We start from the raw sequence: 20,430 nt of genomic DNA on the forward strand, positions 1-20,430 counted from the left end.
CTATGCACGAACGATACCCCGGGTCAGTAGTCGTACTCTTTGCACTGTTTCTCTTTGAACTCGGTGCGCCAGCGGGAGAGCTCTTCCTGCGTGCCCAGCTTGTCCCCCTTCTTGATGGCTTGTTCCAGTGCCGCGATGCGATCGTAGAGCCAACGGCACTCGGCGGTCGGATTGTTTTTGCCGATCCCGGCGAGTGGCAGCAGACAGAGTCCCAACCAGAGGTATTTCATTGCCAACACTCCTTGTTGCAGTGATTGATGAGGTCTCTTTGGAGTCTAACAGGAACGCAGCCATTGATTGAGATAGAGCTCCTCCCGGGCTTGCAGTAATATGATGTGATGTCTGTTTATTTATACAGTGGTATGCGCAAAATCATCCATATCGACATGGACTGCTTTTTTGCTGCGGTGGAGATGCGGGATAACCCCGCATTGCGGGAAGTACTGCTGGCGATAGGGGGGGCGTCCGAGCGGCGTGGCGTCATTTCGACCTGCAATTATGTTGCCCGTCGCTTTGGTGTGCGCTCGGCCATGCCCACCGCGCTGGCGAAAAAGCTCTGTCCGCCGCTGGTGCTGTTGCCGGGAAGGATGGCGCTCTACAAGGATATTTCCCGTCAGTTAAGAGCCATTTTTCATCGCTATACCGATCAGGTGGAGCCCTTGTCGCTGGATGAGGCTTATCTCGATGTCACTCACAGTCGTTGCTGCTGCGGTAGTGCCACCCTGATGGCCAGGGAGATCCGGCATGCCATCGTCACCGAACTGGGGCTGACCGCGTCGGCTGGGGTCGCGCCAAACAAGTTTCTGGCCAAGCTCGCCTCGGAGCAGCGCAAACCGGATGGTCTGTTCATTATCCGCCCTGACGAGGTGGAGGCGTTTACCTGCCTGCTTCCTCTTGGCAAGTTGCCCGGCGTCGGGCGCAAGACGGCAGAAAGGCTGGAGGCGCAAGGTCTGTTCACTTGTGAAGATGCCCGCGCTCTGGCGCCTGAAGAGTTGCAAAGCCGGTTTGGCAAGCTGGGAGAGATGTTGACGAGCCGCATCTGGGGTCTGGATGAAGAGCCGGTACAGGCACTGCGGGTTCGCAAGACGGTGGGCGTGGAAACCACATTGGCAAGCGATCTCTGTGATGAATTGGCCTGCACGGAGGTGCTAAATCGACTGTTACCCGAGCTGGAGCGCCGCTTCCAGCAGGTCTGCCCGGCAGAACAGCTTATGGGGCAGGGGATCAAGCTCAAATTTGCCGATTTTCACCAGACAACAGTTTATCGCAGTCAGGGAGGATATCAGGCCGAGTTGTTCATACCCTTATTGAAAGAGGGGTTGCTGCGGGCGCAAGGGCGTCCGGTACGTCTACTGGGGTTGGTGGTGGGTTTGCCGAAAGAGGGAGAAGTTAACCAACTATCGCTGGATTTGCTCTGAGATAGTTAAGTTTTTGTTTATAAAGTCGATAAACTATCCATATCGCTATGACGTTAGGAATATTGGCATGAGTGCTCTTTCTGTCCAGGGTCGGATCACCCTGATTGCCGGTTGTTGTTTGTTGGTTACCGCAGCCGCTCTGGTTGCTTCATCTCTTTACAATGCCAACAAGATGCAGGCGCAAGTGCGACAAGCAACAATGCACGAGGCGCAGCAATCGGCAGAAAACTGGATGAAAGCGATGGGAGCGGAGCAGGCTGCCAAGGTGACCAGTTATCTGGACGAGGCCTATTTCCGGGCTACTCTGCTTGCTGAAAATGTGCTGTTCCAGCGCAAGAATGCGGCCGACAACTTTGTTCACTCCGAGGCGCTACGTGGCGCTATCAACCAGCAGCTGCACGATGCCGCAGCCTCTTCCACCAATCTGCTCGGCGTTTACGCTGTGTTTGAACCCGATCAGCTGGACGGAGAGGACAGCAACTATCAGGGCTCCAGCGAGATTGGCTCCAATGACAAAGGGCGTTTCTCAACCTATTGGGCCTATGACAACGGCAAGCTGGTGCCTGAAGTGCAAAACGAGGATGTGCTGGCTGACGAAACACCGACCGCATCTGGCGGCGTTGAAAACGAGTGGTATCGTTGCAGCATTCGCACCAAGGCGCTCTGCCTGCTTGAACCATATCTGGATGACGTCGGCGATAAAAAGGTTCTGATCACGTCGGTGACCACCCCTTTGCTGGATAACGGCAACTTGCTGGGGATGGTTGGCGTCGATATCTCTTTGACTGCATTGCAGAATCTGGTTTCCACCATGGACAAGGAGCTCTATGACGGTAAAGGCAGGATCTTGCTGGTCAGTCATGAAGGGCGCGTGGCAGGTGCTGATCAATTCGATGTCACGCTGGGGCGAGCGCTGGATCAGAAGTATCAGGGGCTGGCTGCTGACCTGAAAGGGTGGCTCAATCAAGGGCAGGAGCTGAGCCGCTGGAGTAGCGACGGCTCCATACTGCAAACCTTTGTCCCCGTGACCATGCGTGGTACCGATCGCAAGTGGGGCATCTATATCGAATTGCCCCGAGCCGTGGTGCTCGCATCGGCCCAGCAGCTGCAAGAGGATCTCGCCAGTGAATCGAGCCGCAGCGTCGCCACCCAGCTCGGGATTGGCGCGCTTATCTCCTTGCTGGCCTTGAGCTTTATCTGGCTGATGGCCCGTCAAATCGTTGCCCCCATCCGTGCCGTGGTTGCCCGACTCAAGGATATTGCCACTGGTGAAGGGGACTTGACCCAGCGCATCGAAATCCATCGTCAGGACGAGATTGGCGAGCTGGCCAAGTGGTTCAACAGCTTCCTCAACAAGCTGCAATCGACCATCAGTCAGGTCATCGCCACGGTAGAAGGAACGCGTACCAGTGCTGAGCAGGCGGCTCACGTTGCCGAGCGCACCAGCAGCGGCATGCAGACCCAGTATCAGGAGGTCGATCTGGTCGCTACTGCCTTTGAAGAGCTCAGCGCAACGGCTCTGCAGGTTTCCGGCAACGCTTCCTCGGCGGTGGCTGCGGCCAATGAAACCGACGCGGCTGCCCAAGAGGGCAAATATGTGGTGGCCGATACCCAGGAGGCAATGCGCAAGCTGATGGCCATCATCAACAATGCCCTGCCGGTGGTTGAACGGCTCTCCGCCAACAGTGACAACATCAATGATATTCTCACCGTGATCCAGGGGATTGCGGAGCAGACCAACCTGCTGGCGCTCAATGCGGCCATCGAGGCTGCGCGAGCTGGTGAACAGGGTCGTGGTTTTGCCGTGGTGGCTGACGAGGTGCGCAATCTGGCGGGACGAACCCAGAATGCGATTGTCGAGATCCAGAAATTGATCAGCGAGTTGCAGTCCGGCACCGGGGCCGTGGTCAAGGCGATCCACGATGGTCATGGTCAGGCTGACCAGACCCTTGGCAAGGTCGATCTCTCGGTGCGGGTGCTGGAGCAGATCATCCAGTCGGTCTCCACCATCCACCAGATGAACGAGCAGATAGCACGGGCGGCGCAGGAGCAGAGCAGGGTAGCAGACGAGATCAACCGCAACGTCAGCAACATTCGCGATGTGAGCCACACCATCCGCGCCGAGGCGGCGACTTCCGCCGAAAACGGTCGCGAATTGTCGGCGCTGGCCGACAAGCAGCAGCAGCTGGTGGGTCAGTTCAAGGTGTAGGGGAATGAAAAAAGGCGCCATCCGACAGGAGGCGCCAAACACATTCAGATGACAGACTGGGTCAAATCGATAAGATTTAAACCCCTCTTCCCGCAGAGGAAGAAACACAACACCACAATCACAGTCGAACGACTCACGAAAAACCCATGCAAGCCAACATGTAGTAGAAAATGTGAGCCATATGGCGACTGATTGCTGGGCGAATTATGTTTATTCACTGGTCGACCCGCAACCGACAAATTATAATGCGCCCCATTAGAAAAACTCATCGTCGGCTGGTGTCATGTCTCGTCGTTTACCCCCGCTCAATGCTCTCAAGGCGTTCGAAGCTGCGGCTCGTCACTTAAGCTTTACCCGGGCTGCGGAAGAGCTGTTCGTTACCCAGGCTGCCATCAGTCATCAAATCAAGGCGCTGGAGGAGTATCTTGGCATCAAGCTGTTTCGCCGCAAGAACCGCTCCCTGCTGTTGACGGAAGAGGGGCAGGGCTACTTCCTCGATATCAAGGATATCTTTGCCTCCATCTCGGAAGCGACCGACAAGCTGCTGGCGCGCAGCGCCAAAGGGGCGCTGACGGTGAGCCTGCAGCCGAGTTTTGCCATCCAGTGGCTGGTGCCGCGGCTGGTGAAGTTCAGCGAGCGCCATCCTGACATCGATGTACGGATCAAGGCGGTCGATCTGGATGAAGGCTCACTGACCGATGATGTTGATGTGGCTATCTACTACGGCCGTGGCAACTGGCCGGGTCTGCGCTCGGACAAGCTTCACACCGAATACCTGATCCCCGTCTGCTCCCCCTTGCTGCTGACCGGTCCCAAGCCACTGCGCACTCCGCAGGATCTGACTTTGCACACCCTGTTGCACGACACTTCCCGCCGCGACTGGAAGGCGTGGTTCCGCCAGCTCGATATCGATGCGCCCAACGTCAATCAGGGCCCCATCTTCAGCCACTCCACCATGGTGATCCAGGCGGCGATCCACGGTCAGGGGGTTGCGCTTGGCCACAGCGTGCTGGCTCAGCCCGAGATTGAGGCTGGCCGCCTCATCTGTCCGTTCGAGCAGGTGCTGGTGAGCAAAAATGCCTTCTATCTGGTTTGTCAGGAGCAGCAGTCCGATCAGGGCAAGATCGTAGCCTTCCGCGACTGGATGCTGGAGCTGGTGGAGCAGGAAGAGGCCCGCCGCAGAGCGCGACTCGCCGATGCATGAGGTGATCCGTGAGGGGGCAGTTGATGCCCCCGTTCGCATTTTATTGGCACATGGTGCCGGCGCCGGAATGGAACACGCCTTTCTCGCCGAGCTGTCGCGTCTGCTGGCCGGGCCGGATATCGAGGTGGTGCGCTTCAACTTTCCCTATATGAGCAAGCGGGCTCAGGATGGCAAGCGTCGCCCGCCAGACCGGCAACCCGTCTTGCTTGCCCACTGGCGCGAGATGGTGCGGGAATTTGCCCATCCCCGGCTGTTTCTGGCTGGCAAGTCGATGGGAGGGCGGATGGCGGCCGAGATCAGTGACGAGATCTATTGCGAGATGAATGCTGCAGGTTTGCTCATTCTCGGGTATCCTTTCCACCCCCCGGCTCGGCCCGACCGTTGGCGGGGCGAGGTTCTCAAGCAGATCAAGACGCCGACCCTGCTGCTGCAAGGGGAGCGCGACACTTTCGGTTCTCGCGTCGAACTGGCCGATTTTCCTTTCTCATCCGCCGTATCGGTCCACTGGCTGACCGATGGTGATCATGGTTTCAAGCCGAGAAAGAGCAGTGGTCTTTGCGAGCAGGATAATCTGCAACAGGCCGCCAGCCGGATACGGCAATTCGTTGGTGTTGTGCCGGTGCCGGTTTGACGCATCGGGGAATTACAGAAGGAGAGTCAGGATGAGTATCCATCGACACTGGCTGGTGCTGGCCGGTTTTTTCGGGCTGACGGCAACCATGCTGGGGGCTTACGGCGCCCATGGACTGGCCGCCACCGGCATTGCTCCCGAGCGTCTGGCGGCCTTTAATACCGCCGTGCAGTATCAGTTTTTTCACGCACTGGCCCTATTGGTACTGGGTTGGTGCGGGGTGCGCAGCAAGGTGATTACCGTTGCCGGCACCGCATTTGTGCTGGGAATCCTGGGATTCTCCGGCAGTATTTACGCCATGGTGCTGCTTGGCAGCAAGGGGCTGGGGCTCATTACCCCGGCCGGTGGCCTCTGTTTTATGTTGGGATGGGCGGCTCTTATCTGGGCTGGCTGTCGTCTTGGAGGAAAAAATGAATAATCTGCTGCTTTATTGCCGCCCCGGTTTTGAGAAAGAGGCGGCTGCAGAGATCACCGAGCGTGCCGGTAACATGCAGTGCTACGGTTTTGCCCGGGTCAAGGACGACAGTGGTTATGTGATATTTGAACTGTATGACGAGGAGCAGGCAGACCTGCTGGCTCGCAAGCTGCCATTCCGCGAGCTTATCTTTATCCGTCAGATGCTGGTGGTGACCCACGATCTGAAGGATCTGGATGTTGCGGATCGGATCACCCCCATCATCGACGCAGTTCGCGAATACACCATTTGCGGCGATCTGCGGGTCGAGACTGCTGACACCAACGAAGCGAAAGAGCTGTCGGCCTTCTGCCGCAAGTTCACCGTGCCGCTTCGTCAGGCGCTGCGCAACAACGAGATCCTGACCAAGAAGGAGACGCCGAACCGCCCGGTGTTCCACGCCTTCTTCATGGCCAATGATCACGTGCTGCTGGGTTACTCCTACTCCTTCAACAACTCCGGATTCCATATGGGGATCCCGCGTCTGCGCTTCCCGGCTGATGCGCCGAGCCGCTCCAGCCTCAAGCTGGAAGAGGCGTTTTACGTGTTCGTGCCGCGAGAAGAGTGGGATACGCGTCTCTGCTCCGGCCTGAAGGCGGTGGATTTGGGGGCTTGCCCGGGTGGCTGGACCTATCAGCTGGTGCGTCGTGGCATGATGGTGACGGCGGTCGACAACGGTATGATGGCGCAATCTCTGATGGATACCGGTCAGGTCAAACATGTGCGCGATGACGGCTTTGTCTGGCGTCCGAGCAAGAAGAACACCTACTGGCTGGTGTGCGACATGGTCGATAAACCGGCGCGGGTCGTTCACATGATTGCGGACTGGTTCCGGGAGAATGATTGCCAGGAGGCGATGTTCAACCTCAAGCTGCCGATGAAGAAGCGTTATGCCGAATCGGTGCACAATATCGAGGTATTGCGTGAAATGCTCAAGGAGATCGACAACGCGTTCGTGATCCAGGCCAAGCAGCTCTACCACGATCGTGAAGAGATCACCGTGCATGTCTACAACAAGTACTGGGTTTCCAAGCTGCAGCCCAAGGCCTGATAGACAGGACGCACATCCAAGATAGTAAAAAGACCGGCGAGGAAACTCACCGGTCTTTTGCTATCTGGTTCTGGCTAGAAGCGATAATCGACGCGCAGGGAGGATTCGTCATTGGTGACCTTCAGCTCGATCTCGAGGGGAATGCTCTTGTCGACCGGATTGAGCTGCAGTTTTACTCCGTTGCCCCTCAGTTTTATCGCCGTATTCATGGTGCCGGTTCTGAACTTGACCTTGGGTTTGTAGCGCTCGAAAGAGAGGCTGACACTCTTTTCCGGGGTGAGATTGAGTTGCGGATAGGAGGTTATCTGCTGGTTGCCGTAGTTATCGGTGGTGACTTCGATACCGAACGAGAGCGGTTTGGGAGCTTTGAGCAGATCGTTGGTATCCAGCGTAGAGCGCCACACTTCACGGCTGGTCAGCACCTGCTGGCGCGGGAGCATGGCCCCCGGATTGGTGCTGTTTTCCAATGCGGCAGCCCGGTCAATCAAGAGTAACAGCCCTGTCAAAAATACCATTCCGGTAGTACGCATCGGAGACCCTCCCTGTCACCTCTCCTATGAAAATAGACGGCAACAGACGGCTGGGTAAGGCCATTGCGAAGATAAAAAAGGGAGCCGAAGCTCCCTTTCAATATCAATGGATTAACTCATAACCGATCGATGATGGCCTGAGTAAATTCGCTGGTGGAGGCGCTGCCACCCAGATCCCGGGTAACCCGATCACCGGATTCGATAGTGGTGCGTACCGCCTCGCGGATCCGCTCTGCTTTATCCTGCATGCCGAGGTACTCCAGCATCTGGATGGAGGCGAGGATCACCGAGGTCGGGTTGGCGATATTCTTGCCTGCGATATCCGGTGCCGAGCCGTGCACCGCTTCGAAGATGGCGGCGCCATCGCCGATGTTGGCACCCGGCGCCATGCCGAGACCGCCAACCAGACCGGCGCACAGGTCCGAGAGAATGTCGCCAAACAGGTTGGTGGTGACCATCACATCGAAGCGCTCCGGATACATCACCAGATTCATGCAGGCGGCATCGACGATCATCTCTTCGCTTTGAATATCCGGGTAGTGGCTGGCGATTTCACGAGCCACTTCGAGGAACAGGCCGGAGGTTGACTTGAGGATGTTGGCCTTGTGGATGATGGTGACCTTCTTGCGCCCTTCCTGACGGGCCAGCTCGAAGGCGAATTTGACGATGCGCTCGGCCCCCTCGCGGGTGATGATGCTCATCGCCTCGGCGCTCTTGTTGTCATCGCTGCGTTTCTGGCCAGCGCCCGAATACATCCCTTCGGTATTTTCGCGCACCGTGATGATGTCGATATTTTCGTAACGGCTTTTGGTGCCTTTGAAGGAGATGACCGGACGCACGTTGGCGTAGAGGTTGAATTTCTTGCGCAGGGAGACGTTGATGGAGGTAAAACCGCCGCCAACCGGAGTGGTGAGCGGCCCTTTCAGGGTGACCTTGTTCTTCTCGATCAGATCCAGCGTCGCCTGTGGCAGCAGTTCGCCATGCTTTTCAAGGGCAACCAGACCCGCATCTGCATACTCATATTCGAAATCACAGCCTGCGTGGGTCAGGATCTGGATGGCTGATTCGATGATGCTGGGGCCAATGCCGTCGCCCGGGATAACGGTAATTGTTCTTTTGGACATGAGAGGGTTCCACTTCCAGGGTATAGGGGAGGATGGGGCTGCTTTATATCATTTACTTAGCAATCCAACCACATTCCTTTACATTCTACTCATTTTCATCAACGACGAGGGTGAGTCTCGTCATGGTTCGCGCCCTTGCCTGCATTTTTGTTCGGGCGTTATTCGGGCTGGGGCGGGTAACGGATGTCCCGCAGGTTGAATCCCAGCGGAATATCCTGTTGCAACCGCACCAATCGTTGGGCTAGCAGTGCCTCTTCCCTGTGCTGACGCAGCTTGAGCAGCGCTTTCGCTGCCTCTTCCTGCTCGCTGGCAGCTAGCATGGCGGCCAGATCGCCATATTGCTGCAGCAGCTGGGTTGCGGTCTTGGGGCCGATTCCCGGAACGCCCTTGATGTTGGAGCCCCCGATACCGGTCAGCGCCCAGAAATCGACCAGTTGTGTTGGCGCAACCCCGTATTGCTGCTCGACAAAGGCGGCATCCAGCCAGCGCTTGTTGAAGTAGTCGCGGATCTGGATCTGCGGGCAGATAAGTTGGCAGAACCCCTTGTCGGTGGAGATGATGGTAGCCCTTGCCCCGTGTTGGGCAATGCCACAGGCCAGGGTGGCGATGAGATCGTCGGCCTCGTCGGTTTCTGAAAGCAGGGCGTCGATGCCGCACTCCCAGAAGGCATCCTGCAGTGTACCCAGCCCTTCGCACAGCTCCGGTGGCATGGGTGTGCGTCCCTCCTTGTAGGCCGGATAGATCTCCTTGCGCCAGCTATGCACCTCCCCGTCGAAAACCGCGATGACATGGGTTGGTTCGCTATTGGCCAGCAACTTGCGGCAGGTATTGACGAGGTTGGCGCGGGTAGCGACCAGCGCCTGGGCAGGAGTCAGCGCCTGCTGTGATTGCACCGCATGCAGACGGCGGATGAGGTTGAGGGCATCGATGATAAGCAGGTGTGGCCTTGGATTTGACATGGGGCACTCTTGGCAGTCGGAACGCCCCATTGTAACAAACCCGCGAGCCTGATGGGGGATTGATGGCCGTTGGCAGCTAGTGGCAAAAGAGAGGGGCGCATTGCGCCCCTCGATTTACCTGCTGTACCCGTCAGCGTACGATTTCGTAGCAAGGCACATACTGACTGCCCGGCAGCTTCATCCGCTGCTGCTTGACGAAGCTCTCCAGCAGCTTGTCCATCAGGTGCATCAGCTCCTTGTCGCCGTGCAGCTTGAAAGGGCCTTTCTTCTCGATGGCGCGAATGCCGCCCTCTTTCACGTTGCCCGCGACGATGCCGGAGAAGGCACGACGCAGGTTGGCTGCCAACAGCTGGGGCGGCTGGTTGCGGTGCAGATCCAGACTGGCCATGTTGGCGTGATCCGGCTCGAAGGGGAGCTGGAACTCCGGCTCAATCTTGAGCGACCAGTTGAAGGAGTAGGCATCGCCGACCGATTTGCGATATTCGCGAATTTTCGGCATCGCCTCTTTCATCACCCGCGCCACTTCCGGTGCATCGCCGACGATGATCCGGTAGAGGCGGGTAGCCGGTTCGCCGAGGGTCGCCTTGACGAAGTCGTCGATGGCACGGAAGTAGTCCGCACTCTCTTTCGGGCCGGTCAGGATGATGGGCATCGGCTGGCGTTCGTTGGCCGGGTTCATCATGATGCCGAGCAGATAGAGCAGCTCTTCTGCCGTACCTACCCCGCCCGGGAAGATGATGATGCCGTGGCCGAGGCGTACGAAGGCTTCCAGTCGCTTCTCGATATCTGGCAGGATCACCAGCTCGTTGACGATGGGGTTGGGTGGCTCGGCCGCAATGATGGAGGGTTCGGTCAGGCCGATATAACGGCCGTTGCGTACCCGCTGCTTGGCGTGGCCAACAGCAGCACCCTTCATCGGGCCTTCCATGGCGCCCGGGCCACAGCCGGTACAGATGTTGAGCTCGCGCAGACCCAGCTCGTTGCCGACCGCCCGGGTGTACTGGTATTCGATCTCGTTGATGGAGTGGCCACCCCAGCAGACGATCAGGTTGGGATCGGCGCCGGGCTGGATCACCTTGGCATTGCGCAGGATGGCAAAGACAACATTGGAGATATGGGTCGAATTGGTCAGATTGACCTGACGGTTCGATTCGAGCTGGTTGGAGACATAAAGGATGTCGCGCAGCACCGAGAAGAGGTGCTCCTGAATGCCGCGAATGATCTCGCCATCGACGAAGGCGTGTTCCGGTGCGTTGAACAGCTCGAGTTTGACCCCGCGCTCGCGCCGGATCACGTGAATATCAAACGACTTGAAACGCTCAAGTATCTCTTTGGAGCTATCGGTGTGGCTGCCAGAGTTGAGCACCGCCAGCGAACAGTTGCGAAACAGCTGATAGATATCGCTGGAGGCTGTCTGCTTGAGGCGATCGACCTCAAGCTGTGACAGCAAATCCATGCTGCCGACCGGATTTATATGCGTAATCATAGGGTTCCCCTTTACTCATCTTGTTATCGTTGTGCTTTTCCCTGGGGAGAAAAGGGGATGCCTTCTTGCATCCCCTGACTTCGATAGTAGTGGTAACAGAGGGGGGAGGGAAATAGGGGGGACGACTGTTCGCTGTTTTTTTGACCGCTAGTCAGGCCAGAGTCACTTGATCCCGACCGGTATGCTTGGAGTGGTATAGCGCCTTGTCCGCCCGCTCGAACACATCGGACGGGTTGTCCCCCTCCTTGAACAGGGTGGCACCGATGGAGATGGTGATCTCCACCTTGGCATCCCGAAAGCGGAACGGGATGCTCTTGATGGTCTGGCGCAATGTTTCAAGGGGCTTCTGGAACTTGTCCGGATTGATGTTGGGCAGCAGCACCACAAACTCCTCGCCGCCGAAACGGGCGATGAAGTCGGTGTCACGCAGTGCGCTTTGCAGTGCCTTGGCAACCACTTTCAGCGCCTTGTCGCCCGCCATATGACCGTAGTTGTCATTGATGTTCTTGAAGTGGTCGATATCGATAATGGCCATGCAGAGTGGCGTGCGATAGCGCAGCCAACGTTTGTACTCCTGCTCCAGCCGTTCGTCGAGGGCGGCCCGGTTGTGCACCTGGGTCAGGCTGTCGAGGAACAGCTTGTGCTTCTGGATTGTGAGCCTCTTCTTGTACTCGGCGGTCTCCTCCTTCATCAACCTGAGCTTTGACTCCATGGTGGAGAGGCGGGTGAGCAGATGGCGCTCTCTTGCCGCCGTGTTTTCGCGCTCCTGCAACAGCTGGTTGATGGCGCCCATATGGCCGGAAATCGCCTCTTTAAGCGCATCGAGGGTGTGGTGGCTGGCCAACGTCTGATCGATGGCCTGCAATTCATTTACCAGCGCCTCGCGCGTCTCTTTGGTCTCGTTGTGCAGGGCGCGCCCTTCATCCAGCGACTCGGTAAAACCGACGTGAACGGCGGAAAGGCTTTCGTTGAGGGTGCTCAGGAAGGCGCGGGAAGCTTTGCGCTCCTCACGGGTGCCCTCGATGATGAGTTCGATCACCTGCAGGCTGGTTTCGGCCAGCAGAGCGGGGTTGATCCCGATCAGCAGCTGGCGGCGAATGTCACTCAGGCTCTCGCCGATGGAACCGGCAAAATCGAGCTCGGTGATGAGACGCTGCAACTCGTCGGCCAGACGGACATGCTCCTTGAGATCGAAGGCATCATTTTCTGTCTGGGTTTCGTTTGGGTTGTGCTCGCTCTCGGCTGCGGGTTGCTCCGGATTGACCTGCAGGGGTTGGCTTGGCAGCAGCTGGATCTTGATGGCCTGCTGGTAGAACTCCAGCAGCCGGATCACCTTCTTCTGATGGTCGGCAATGCCGTAACCGGCGGGACTGGCCAAAAACTCCTTGAGGGATTTGCGGGTCTCTTCCGGAAAGCCTTTGATGGTCTTGAGCTGCCTGGAGCCCAGATCGATGGCGGCCTGGGTCAGGGTCATCGACTCTTCGATGGCATTGCTGTGCTGCTGCAACAGTTTTTCGATCGCTAGCAGATCGGCGTCAAGGGCGGTGAAAGCGGGATTATTATCCAGTTTCTGCTTGAGTTTGGCGAAGCGGTTGTCCAGCTCACGGTCGAAGCCACGGCAGGAGAGCATCAGCTTGTTGATAAACTGAATGCCGCGGGCACGCTCGGCATCGGAGAATGAGAGTACTCCGTCGAGCTCCAGCTGTTTCTGCTGAAGGGATTCCCTTAGCCTTGCCAATTGTCCTGCTACGGCAGCGATGTCATTCATTATCAGGTCGCCCTGTTGTCATTATTGTTTTTCGTGTCAGATAGCAACAGTGACCGAACCCGTGATCGAGCCTCGTCTGTTATCTATTTTACGGTTGTGGGCCGGTGTCTTGCTTCCTTGCAAGCTGGTGCCAATTAACCCATTGCTTTTCATGAGAAGAATTGACTTTTACCAGTCCCTTGTCAATTGCCATCAGGGCGCATTGCCACACATCCCCATTAAAAAATGCTGCCTGTTGGCAATCGATGGCGGCGAGCTCCAGCCAGACGTTTTGCTGGTGTTTTTCACTGAGCTGAATGGCTCCCGACAGGGCGAGATAACAGAGGTCAAACAGGCCGTGGTGATCGAGTGCGGTCGCCGCCTTCGGCAGGAAGGGGTGGCTGACGATGCCAAGGCTTACCCGGCGATCGATGGGGTAGTCGCAGGGGAAGGCGGCGATGGCAATCAGCAGATCGCCGGCCAGCTGATGCAGATTGGCCACATGCCGCTGCGGTACCACATAGAGCAGGTGCCCTTCGCGTAAATCGTAGATGCGGCCATCCTGCGGAGTCAGGGTCTCGATATAGGCGCCAAAGGCCTGTTCAATCTCGCTGCTGACCTGATAGCCGTGCTGCTCCCGCACATTGAGCAGGAAGGGAACCCGGAACAGCAGATAGTGCAGCTTGTCGTCAAATTCGCTGGTGGGCTCTTCGCTCAGATACCAGCGCTCCGATTTAAGCTGGCGTTTGGCCATCTCCCGCGGCCAGCGGTTCATCAGGCGCTGCCAATTGGCCAGTCCCGAGCGGGGCTCGATTAGCAGGGCTTCACCGGTGCGCTTGGCCTGCAGACGGGCGGTGCGCAGCTTGAGCCAGAGGGTAAAGAAGAGATAGATAAAAAGGGCGAGCAGCAGGCTGGTGGTGATGCTCGACCAGAGATAGCGCTCCTGCTGGTGCTGACTCTGGCTTAGCTGCTGCTCCAGCTCCTTGATGTGCTGCACCCGTTCGACGTGGACATAGTTGTCGCGGATGGCGGCCTGCTCCTGGGCTATCTCCTGCTGGCGCACCTCCTCACCCAGTCGGTGGAAGCGCTTGTAGCTGTCCAGCGCCTGGCGCAGGAATCCTTTCTGTTCGTAGGCCAGCGAGAGCAGACGGAACACTTCGTACTGGCGGCGGGTATCGCCAATCTGGTCGGCCAGTGCCCGGGCATTCTCAAGCTGCAGGATGGCGATGGCGGCCTCCTGCTTTTTCAGATAGAGCTCGCCGAGCAGCAGCAGGGTATCGATAAGCGGCTCTTTGGCATCGTTCAGCTCATGGGACTGGCGCGCCGCATTGAGGTAGTTGCTGGCCAGCGAGAGGTTGCCGCTTTGCAGGTAGGTCTTGCCAATCTCGTACTTGAGCAGGGAGGACTGTGGCCGGTTGCTCCCTTCATCGATGAGGTCGAGGGCATTGAAGAAGTAGACCAGCGCCAGATTGAGGTCTCCCTGATCCCGGTTGAGGCGCGCCAGCACGATGAGCGAGTCGCACAGCAGGGAGGGATTGCCGATGGAGTGGAAGTAGTTGGCCGCTTCATTGGCATACTGGAGCGCTTTCTGGGGCTCCTGCTCCTGCTGGTAGAGCTTGACGATCTGGTTGGAGAGCAGGCCGAGGAACAGCGGATCGTTGAGATTTCTCGCCTGCTGCTGGGCATCGATATATTCGCCAAGGGCCAGCTGGGGTTGCTGCAGGGCGCGATAGAGATCGCCACTGATGGCGCTGACCCAGGCGCTGGCCAGTGGATAACCGGCTTTGGCTGCCCAGTTGCGTGCCTCGGCCAGATGTACCTTGGCATCCTCGAGCTGCTGATTGTCGATGTCATAGCTGGTGCGCAGCAGCCGGCTGTAGATCTGCAGCTGGCTCTGCTTGAGATTGGGGGCTGTCAGCTGCTCCTCAAGCTCGCTGAGCAAGGGGCGACTGCTGCTCTGGTGGTCAGGCTTGAGCAGCTGGCTGCGGAGCTTGAGATAGAGGCCGTGTGCCTTGAGCTCTGGCAGATTCTCCTTGTCTGCCAGAACCATCGCCTTGTCGAGCGCCTGCTGGGTAGCCTGATACTGGCCCAGCTGCAACAGGCACTCCCCCTTGAGCAGATAGGCGCCGACGGACTGGGCGATGGTGCTGTAGTTCAGGATTGGCTCGCGATAGCCGAACTCCTGCCGGTTGCTGATGATCTGCTGGGGATTGTTGGCTGCGCGCGTCAGGAAGGCGGAGGTGATCTGGACGCATCTGGCGGGATCGGTCTGAACCAGCGACTGAGCCTGCTGGAGGTCGACAGAGAGCTGCTCCTTGTCCAGATCCAGATTCGGAGCGGACAGGGAGGACATCATCATGGCCAGAAAAAACAGTTGATTCATTGGATTAAGGACGGCACAGGGGTGAGGGCATGTTATCCAACGCCCCCCTGTGCGTCCAGAGTTTACTCATGCTTCCCCTGCAGATAAGAAGAGGGCGTCCAACCGACGCCCTCTCATTTCTATTGTCAGCCCGTTTTACTGACGGATCAGCCGCAGATTGGCGGGCACCGCCTCGAAATCGGAGCGGAACGGGTTGATGTCGAGGCCGCCACGACGGGTATAGCGAGCATAGACGGTGAGCTGCTCCGGCTGGCAGTAGTGCTTGAGGTCGATGAAGATGCGCTCGATGCACTGCTCGTGGAACTCGTTGTGCTGGCGGAACGAGATGAGGTAGCGCAGCAGCTTCTCCCGATCCAGTTTCGGCCCCTTGTAGCGGATCACCACAGAGCCCCAGTCCGGCTGGCTGGTGACCAGACAGTTGGACTTGAGCAGGTGGCTGTGCAGGGTCTCCTCGACCAGCTCGCTGCTGGCGGCGCCCTGCAGCAGGTTGGCATCAAACTCGTAGTGGTCGACCTCGATATCCAGCTCGTCGATGCACTCGCCGGGCAGGGTGGCGATCTGGTGCGGGGCGCGATCGAGCGGGAACAGGGTCACCTTGACCGGCTCGCCGGCGCAGGCACCGAGATCTTGCTCCAGCATGGCCGCCACCGCATCGATGGAGTCGCAACGGGTCTGGTTGAAGGAGTTGAGGTAGAGCTTGAACGATTTGGACTCGATAAGATTCGGGCTGGTGGCCGGAATGGTCACTTCGCCCACGGCCACCATCGGCTTGCCCTTGCTGTTGAGCCAGGAGAGCTCATAGAGCGTCCAGACATCGCAACCGGTAAAGGGGAGGTCGTCACCGAGTTTCAGATCATCCCGGTTCAGGCTGCGGGGAACCGGTTGCAGCAGGGAGGGGGTGTACTGGCTGATGTAGTCGGATTGCTGGCCCAGACTCAAGCCCTTGAGGGCGCTGGCGCCGGCGTATCTATCTTGTTTGCTCACAGGTTTGCTCACCTAACGTGTTCATCATGATTGGGAGGAAGCGGGCCATTGCATGGCCAGAGCGTGCTCGCAGCCTTGCCAGCGGGGATAACCCCGAGCTGCAACGGTGCGCTGGCAATCTTGTCTGTCACCCGGTTTGATGGTGCAATAGCGGACTTTGCCAGCAATTGTGGGGATTTTCGATGTCGGATCAAGTTTTGTCTGCCCTGAAGCACTTTTTTGCCCGCTGGCAGCGTGACGGCGAGGCCAGACGAGGCTTGCCCCTGTGCCAGTGGGAACCAGAGTGGCGCTCCCCCTGTCAGCTTGGCGAACCGGTCGACGGCCAGATCAGCTGGCGCCCCCATCTGCGCAGCGAGCCCGGCGATTTCACCGCCATGAACGAGGCGCTGGAGCTGCAGCTTCATCCCGCGGTGACCACCCTGTTTGGCCACTGGTTCAGCCGCCCTGTCCCATGCCTCTTCAAGGGGCTGCGCCTTGAGCTGATCCTGCCGTGGAACGAGGCGGATCTCGACCTGCTCAAGGAGAACCTCATCGGCCACCTGCTGATGCTGCGCAAGCTCAAGCGCACCCCCTCCATCTTCCTTGCCACCACCCGCAACGAGATGACCCTCATCTCTCTTGATAACGAGAGTGGTCAGGTGTGGCTGGAGTGGCTCGACTCAGGTCGCCGGCTGCCGCTGGCCCCCTCATTGCCGGCGTTTCTGGCGCGGCTGGAGACCCTGCCGCAATAGCGCCTGTTCGCGCGACTGTTGCTTGGCGGAACAGATCTCGAAACGAAATGCCGAAACGAATATCGCAACAAAAAGAGCCTTGCCACGCGGCAAGGCTCTTTTTTATGGCGTCACGGGCAGGGCACGCTTAATCCTTGAAATCCCAGGAGAGGTTGGAGACCAGCCGGCAGCTGTCGCACTTGAAGTCGAAGATCTCGTGCAGTGGCGCTGCCAGCGCCCACTCGCCACCACAGCTCGGGCAGGGGCGCGCCTTCTCCTCGGCCGCGCTCACGCCGCCCACCCGGTAGAGGTAGTAGTAGGTGGGGATGCCGGTCAGCACCTCCAGCCGTTTGGCGAGATCGCTGCCACGCCGGTAGAGACGACTGCCCACCTCGCCAATCTCGTGCAGCGCCGCATGTTCGGCGATGGAGCCGTTCATCTGCAGCTGGTCGCACGCCTCCCAATCCTCCTGCCACTTGATGATCTGTTTGTGATCGCCGTTGGCGACGGCCGGCACCTGATAGAGCGGGATGGGGGCGAAGTGGTCGCCGCAGCGCAGTGGCGAGCAGGTGTGCAGGAAGCTGGTGTAGAGCATCATCCAGCCGGGGCGCTCGCCCTGCTGGCCGCAAGGATCTGTGCTGTCGGAGAGCAGATCCGCCCCCTGCAGATGGAGTTTCGGCGCCAGCAGCCCCGCCTGATTGAGCTGCTGCTCGGCCAGCTTGACCTGCTCGCTCTGGTTGTCCGGGTGGAGGCTGTCCTGCTCCGGGCAGACCACCCGGCTGACGAAATAGCCCTCGTGCATGCTGGTGGGAAACTCCCGGCCGAGGATCTGGCCCTGATAGCGCAGCATGTCCAGATAGTTGACGATGGCCCGCTCGGCTTCACCGAGGGAGGTGTCGCGATAGCACTCAAAGCAGAGTTCGACGATATACATGGCTCAGTTTTTCCCCTGCTGGATGAGCAGGTCGGTCAGCCGATCCACTTTGCGCTCAAGACGATTGAGCTGTTCGGCAAGCTGCAACAGGGTGGGCTCGGCAACGGGGGCAGGGGCTTGCTGCTCCTGGCTGGCCGCTTCCGGGGCACCTGCGGGCTGCTGTTTCCACTGGCTCAGCACCTTCAGCAGCTCGGCCATGGCAACCGGCTGGCTCAGGCGAGCCTTGATCATGGCGGTAGTCGGGGTGATCCCCTTGGCGGCCAGTTCGTTGGCGATACGGATGATCTCGTGGGCGGACATAAGCGTGCTCTGCTGAATGGGTAGATGGGGGGCCGAAGTGGCTGGTCGGGGCGGGATCTTAACCAAAGCCCGCAGGGGATAAAAGGGGAGGGCTCAGCGGGGCTGGCGCAGCATCAGGTCGAGCTGATCGATCGCCTCGCACCAGTCGGAGTCGTGCCACAGGGCATCGCGCAGAAAGCTGGCCTGAGCGGCGCTCCAGAACTGCGCTTCCGGCAGCAGGGTCTCGTTGTCGAGATGATGCTCGTGGACGAAGCGATAGAGGCTCAGCTCGTCGTTGGCCATGCCGAGCTGGGCGAACAGGGCGGGTAAATCGTGGTGCAGGGGGTCCATCTCGTCTCTCCCTTGGCTAATCCCTGAGATTATAGACAGGCAAATTTCTTCCCCCGCTGCATGTCGGGGGTTCATTCACATGGCAGAGGGGGCATTGCGCCGCTGATGGCGAGGGTTGGAGAGACGGGAGATGGCCTGGCTTGGTCGCTATAAACAAAATTTATGGGTTTTAGGAAAATTCCCCAACTTTAGCTTATGCCGAGGAGGGCGTACAGCTGGCGGCATCCAGCATGCCGTTTGTGCTCGTCAAAGGCATTCGCCCGATCTCTGTCATATGGCTTGCCGGCCCCGACCCGGATGGGGAGGGGGATAAGCAGGCCGGGTAATGAAGCAAGGGGATGTTAAACCGTGGGAATGCGATGGGGCGGCAGCTCGACGCCGATAACGTGCAGGCCCTGCATCTTGAGGGTGCCCTGATAGTGGCTCTCGCCATCGCTGGAGAACTCGAACTGGTAGTGGGTGAGCAGCCTGAGCGGTTTGCCGGCCACTTCACGGCGGCTGCGGGCCAGCGACAGCAGTTGCAGGTCGTGGTGCTGGCAGTAGCGACGCATATATTGCCACGCCAGTTCGGCCTGACGGCGTTGCAGCCAGAACGCGCCGGCTATCGCCATCAGCGCCAGAATTCCGAGCATCTCTCCCATAGGCAGCTTCCTTGTTGTCGGATGATTGTCAGAGTCGGCTGTCAGCCAGATAGCGGGAGCCTGTGGTCAGGCTCCCTTGTTTCCCAAACCGTGGCCAATGGGCCTGCAGATCAGGCTGAGGCAAACAGGCGGCCAATCGCCTTGCCCAGCTCCTCGCTGCGCTCCGGGTCACGCAGTCTGGCCAGCATATCATTGCGCAGGGCCGGTAAAGTGACGAGCTCGGCAAAAACCTGATTGAAGAACTGGGTCGGTTGCAGGGCGAGCTGTTCCAGATAGTCGCCGAGCAGTCTGGCATCCTGCAGATCAGGCCAGAGCCGGCCTGCGATGGCGAGCAGTAGCGCCGGGCTCGGCTGGGTTTGCAGCAGGGTCAGCAGCTTGTTGGTGCGCAGTGCGCTGCCGGGGCAGGAGGCCATGGCGCGACAGAGGTAGGCCAGGGTCTCCGGGTTGGGGGCGGCACACTCCTGCTCCTCGCCGATCCGCTCAAGCAGGGCGCCTTGCACCGCCGGTGGCAAGGGGGCGCTCTCCAGACTCTGGCAGAGGGCGTAGAGCGGCTCTTGCGGCAACTTGGGCAGCGCCTTGCAGACCAGCGCCAGATTGCGCTCATCATGCAGCCGCTCCGCCAGATCGGCAAAACCCTGCAGCCCCAGCGTCTGCCAGCCGGTGTCGTTGGGGGCAGCCAGATAGTGGCAGAGCGCTTCGTAATAGGCAGACGGGGCCTGCTCCAGCTGGCGCGCCAGCTTGGCGTGCAGGCTGGCCATCTTGGCCTCGGCCGGGCGGAAGGTGTAGGGGTTGTCAGCCAGTCGCTTGGCTTTCTCCTCGTCGAGCTCGCCGGTCAGCTTGTAGCCCAGCGTCTCCACCACCTGATCCATGAAGTGCTTGGGGCCGCTCGAGATGAGCAGGCCGCGCTCGTCGAGGGCAAACTTGAGGAACCAGAGGTAGTGGCGCGACTCGCTTGGCTGGAAGAAGTGGACGCCGAGCCAGGCGTGCTGCTGCAGTGGCCAGGGGTAGGGCTCCTGCTGCTGTTCGATGCGCACAAAGGTGTCGCTGGCCAGTGGCCGCACCTGGCGGCCCATGTCAAACAGCTGGAACTGGGTGCCAGCCTGGGTCAGAAAGTCGGTCAGAGTATTGATGGCGGTCGGCGTCGCAGACATGGAGAGCTCCGGCTTGAATATGATGCGGGCCGATTATAAGGCCATGGCCACGGATAGCCAGCGTTGGCTCCGGCCCTGATGGCGAGCCTGTGGCGGGATCTCTGCATGGCAGCCGCTCGGGAGGAGGTGTATAGTATCGCCCTTTTTTACGGGCGGTTGGCTGCGAAGGCTGCCGCTCTGGCTG

20 protein-coding genes are annotated in these 20,430 nt (G+C 58.9%); 7 read left to right on the forward strand and 13 right to left on the reverse strand.

Annotated elements, in window-relative coordinates; all coding sequences use genetic code 11:
- Positions 1-23 precede the first annotated feature (23 nt).
- Positions 24-230 (reverse strand): hypothetical protein, encoded by a 207-nt coding sequence (locus AACR93_RS00125; RefSeq protein WP_043849305.1) that lies wholly within the window; start codon positions 228-230, stop codon positions 24-26.
- A 132-nt stretch (positions 231-362) separates the two neighbouring features.
- Here AACR93_RS00125 and dinB point away from each other — a divergent pair, with 132 nt between their 5' ends.
- The 6 genes from dinB (at position 363) to rlmM (ending at position 6,967) form a co-directional block, all read left to right on the forward strand.
- A complete protein-coding gene (gene dinB, locus AACR93_RS00130) occupies positions 363-1,418 on the forward strand; it encodes a DNA polymerase IV (RefSeq protein WP_043849306.1) in 1,056 nt (351 codons plus the stop codon).
- Positions 1,419-1,485: 67 nt separating this feature from the next.
- The gene (locus AACR93_RS00135; protein ID WP_043849307.1) at positions 1,486-3,627 is read left to right on the forward strand and encodes a methyl-accepting chemotaxis protein; all 2,142 of its coding nucleotides are present in this window, start codon (positions 1,486-1,488) and stop codon (positions 3,625-3,627) included.
- A 283-nt stretch (positions 3,628-3,910) separates the two neighbouring features.
- Positions 3,911-4,831, forward strand: a complete 921-nt coding sequence (locus AACR93_RS00140) for a transcriptional regulator GcvA (protein WP_005338622.1) — start codon at positions 3,911-3,913, stop codon at positions 4,829-4,831.
- Positions 4,824-5,462: an alpha/beta fold hydrolase gene (locus tag AACR93_RS00145; RefSeq protein ID WP_043849308.1), complete on the forward strand. Its 639-nt coding sequence runs from the start codon at positions 4,824-4,826 to the stop codon at positions 5,460-5,462. The genes AACR93_RS00140 and AACR93_RS00145 overlap by 8 nt, the downstream gene beginning before the upstream one ends.
- Before the next feature lie 31 nt (positions 5,463-5,493).
- The gene (locus AACR93_RS00150; RefSeq protein ID WP_041208057.1) at positions 5,494-5,880 is read left to right on the forward strand and encodes a DUF423 domain-containing protein; all 387 of its coding nucleotides are present in this window, start codon (positions 5,494-5,496) and stop codon (positions 5,878-5,880) included.
- A complete protein-coding gene (gene rlmM / locus AACR93_RS00155; RefSeq protein ID WP_042030238.1) occupies positions 5,873-6,967 on the forward strand; it encodes a 23S rRNA (cytidine(2498)-2'-O)-methyltransferase RlmM in 1,095 nt (364 codons plus the stop codon). Before AACR93_RS00150 ends, rlmM begins: the two co-directional genes overlap by 8 nt.
- Before the next feature lie 74 nt (positions 6,968-7,041).
- On the opposite strand, the gene AACR93_RS00160 is transcribed toward rlmM, so the two are convergent.
- From AACR93_RS00160 to queF, 7 genes are all read right to left on the reverse strand, one after another.
- Entirely contained in the window at positions 7,042-7,497 is a 456-nt protein-coding gene (locus AACR93_RS00160) for a hypothetical protein (protein ID WP_156152828.1), read from the reverse strand.
- 116 nt (positions 7,498-7,613) lie between these two features.
- Complete coding sequence (locus AACR93_RS00165) at positions 7,614-8,621, reverse strand: isocitrate dehydrogenase (RefSeq protein ID WP_043849310.1); 1,008 nt, start codon at positions 8,619-8,621, stop codon at positions 7,614-7,616.
- Between the two features lie 158 nt (positions 8,622-8,779).
- Entirely contained in the window at positions 8,780-9,580 is an 801-nt protein-coding gene (xni, locus tag AACR93_RS00170; RefSeq protein ID WP_043849311.1) for a flap endonuclease Xni, read from the reverse strand.
- Positions 9,581-9,710: 130 nt separating this feature from the next.
- Positions 9,711-11,066, reverse strand: coding sequence for a nucleotide 5'-monophosphate nucleosidase PpnN (ppnN, locus tag AACR93_RS00175; RefSeq protein WP_033114234.1), 1,356 nt, complete (start codon positions 11,064-11,066; stop codon positions 9,711-9,713).
- A gap of 151 nt (positions 11,067-11,217) precedes the next feature.
- Positions 11,218-12,834: a GGDEF domain-containing protein gene (locus AACR93_RS00180; protein ID WP_043849312.1), complete on the reverse strand. Its 1,617-nt coding sequence runs from the start codon at positions 12,832-12,834 to the stop codon at positions 11,218-11,220.
- Between the two features lie 88 nt (positions 12,835-12,922).
- Positions 12,923-15,196, reverse strand: a complete 2,274-nt coding sequence (locus AACR93_RS00185; RefSeq protein WP_043849313.1) for a tetratricopeptide repeat protein — start codon at positions 15,194-15,196, stop codon at positions 12,923-12,925.
- A 135-nt stretch (positions 15,197-15,331) separates the two neighbouring features.
- On the reverse strand, positions 15,332-16,180 hold the full coding sequence (gene queF / locus AACR93_RS00190) for an NADPH-dependent 7-cyano-7-deazaguanine reductase QueF (protein ID WP_043849415.1): 849 nt from the start codon (positions 16,178-16,180) through the stop codon (positions 15,332-15,334).
- A 182-nt stretch (positions 16,181-16,362) separates the two neighbouring features.
- On the opposite strand from queF, the gene syd reads away from it, so the two are divergent.
- Complete coding sequence (gene syd, locus AACR93_RS00195) at positions 16,363-16,911, forward strand: SecY-interacting protein (protein ID WP_043849314.1); 549 nt, start codon at positions 16,363-16,365, stop codon at positions 16,909-16,911.
- A gap of 127 nt (positions 16,912-17,038) precedes the next feature.
- Here syd and AACR93_RS00200 read toward each other — a convergent pair whose 3' ends face one another.
- The 5 genes from AACR93_RS00200 to AACR93_RS00220 form a co-directional block, all read right to left on the reverse strand.
- Positions 17,039-17,824 (reverse strand): Zn-ribbon-containing protein, encoded by a 786-nt coding sequence (locus tag AACR93_RS00200; RefSeq protein ID WP_043849315.1) that lies wholly within the window; start codon positions 17,822-17,824, stop codon positions 17,039-17,041.
- Positions 17,825-17,827: 3 nt separating this feature from the next.
- On the reverse strand, positions 17,828-18,124 hold the full coding sequence (locus AACR93_RS00205) for a DNA-binding protein (protein WP_043849316.1): 297 nt from the start codon (positions 18,122-18,124) through the stop codon (positions 17,828-17,830).
- 93 nt (positions 18,125-18,217) lie between these two features.
- On the reverse strand, positions 18,218-18,454 hold the full coding sequence (locus tag AACR93_RS00210) for a DUF2789 family protein (RefSeq protein ID WP_043849317.1): 237 nt from the start codon (positions 18,452-18,454) through the stop codon (positions 18,218-18,220).
- Between the two features lie 341 nt (positions 18,455-18,795).
- Positions 18,796-19,095: a DUF3301 domain-containing protein gene (locus AACR93_RS00215; protein ID WP_041208068.1), complete on the reverse strand. Its 300-nt coding sequence runs from the start codon at positions 19,093-19,095 to the stop codon at positions 18,796-18,798.
- Positions 19,096-19,205: 110 nt separating this feature from the next.
- Positions 19,206-20,246 carry a DUF3549 family protein gene (locus AACR93_RS00220; RefSeq protein WP_043849318.1) on the reverse strand — a complete coding sequence of 347 codons (1,041 nt, stop codon included), beginning with the start codon at positions 20,244-20,246 and terminating at the stop codon, positions 19,206-19,208.
- Between the last annotated feature and the right edge of the window lie 184 nt (positions 20,247-20,430).

The sequence above is a fragment of the Aeromonas sp. L_1B5_3 genome (assembly GCF_963866575.1).
Taxonomy (GTDB): domain Bacteria; phylum Pseudomonadota; class Gammaproteobacteria; order Enterobacterales; family Aeromonadaceae; genus Aeromonas; species Aeromonas jandaei.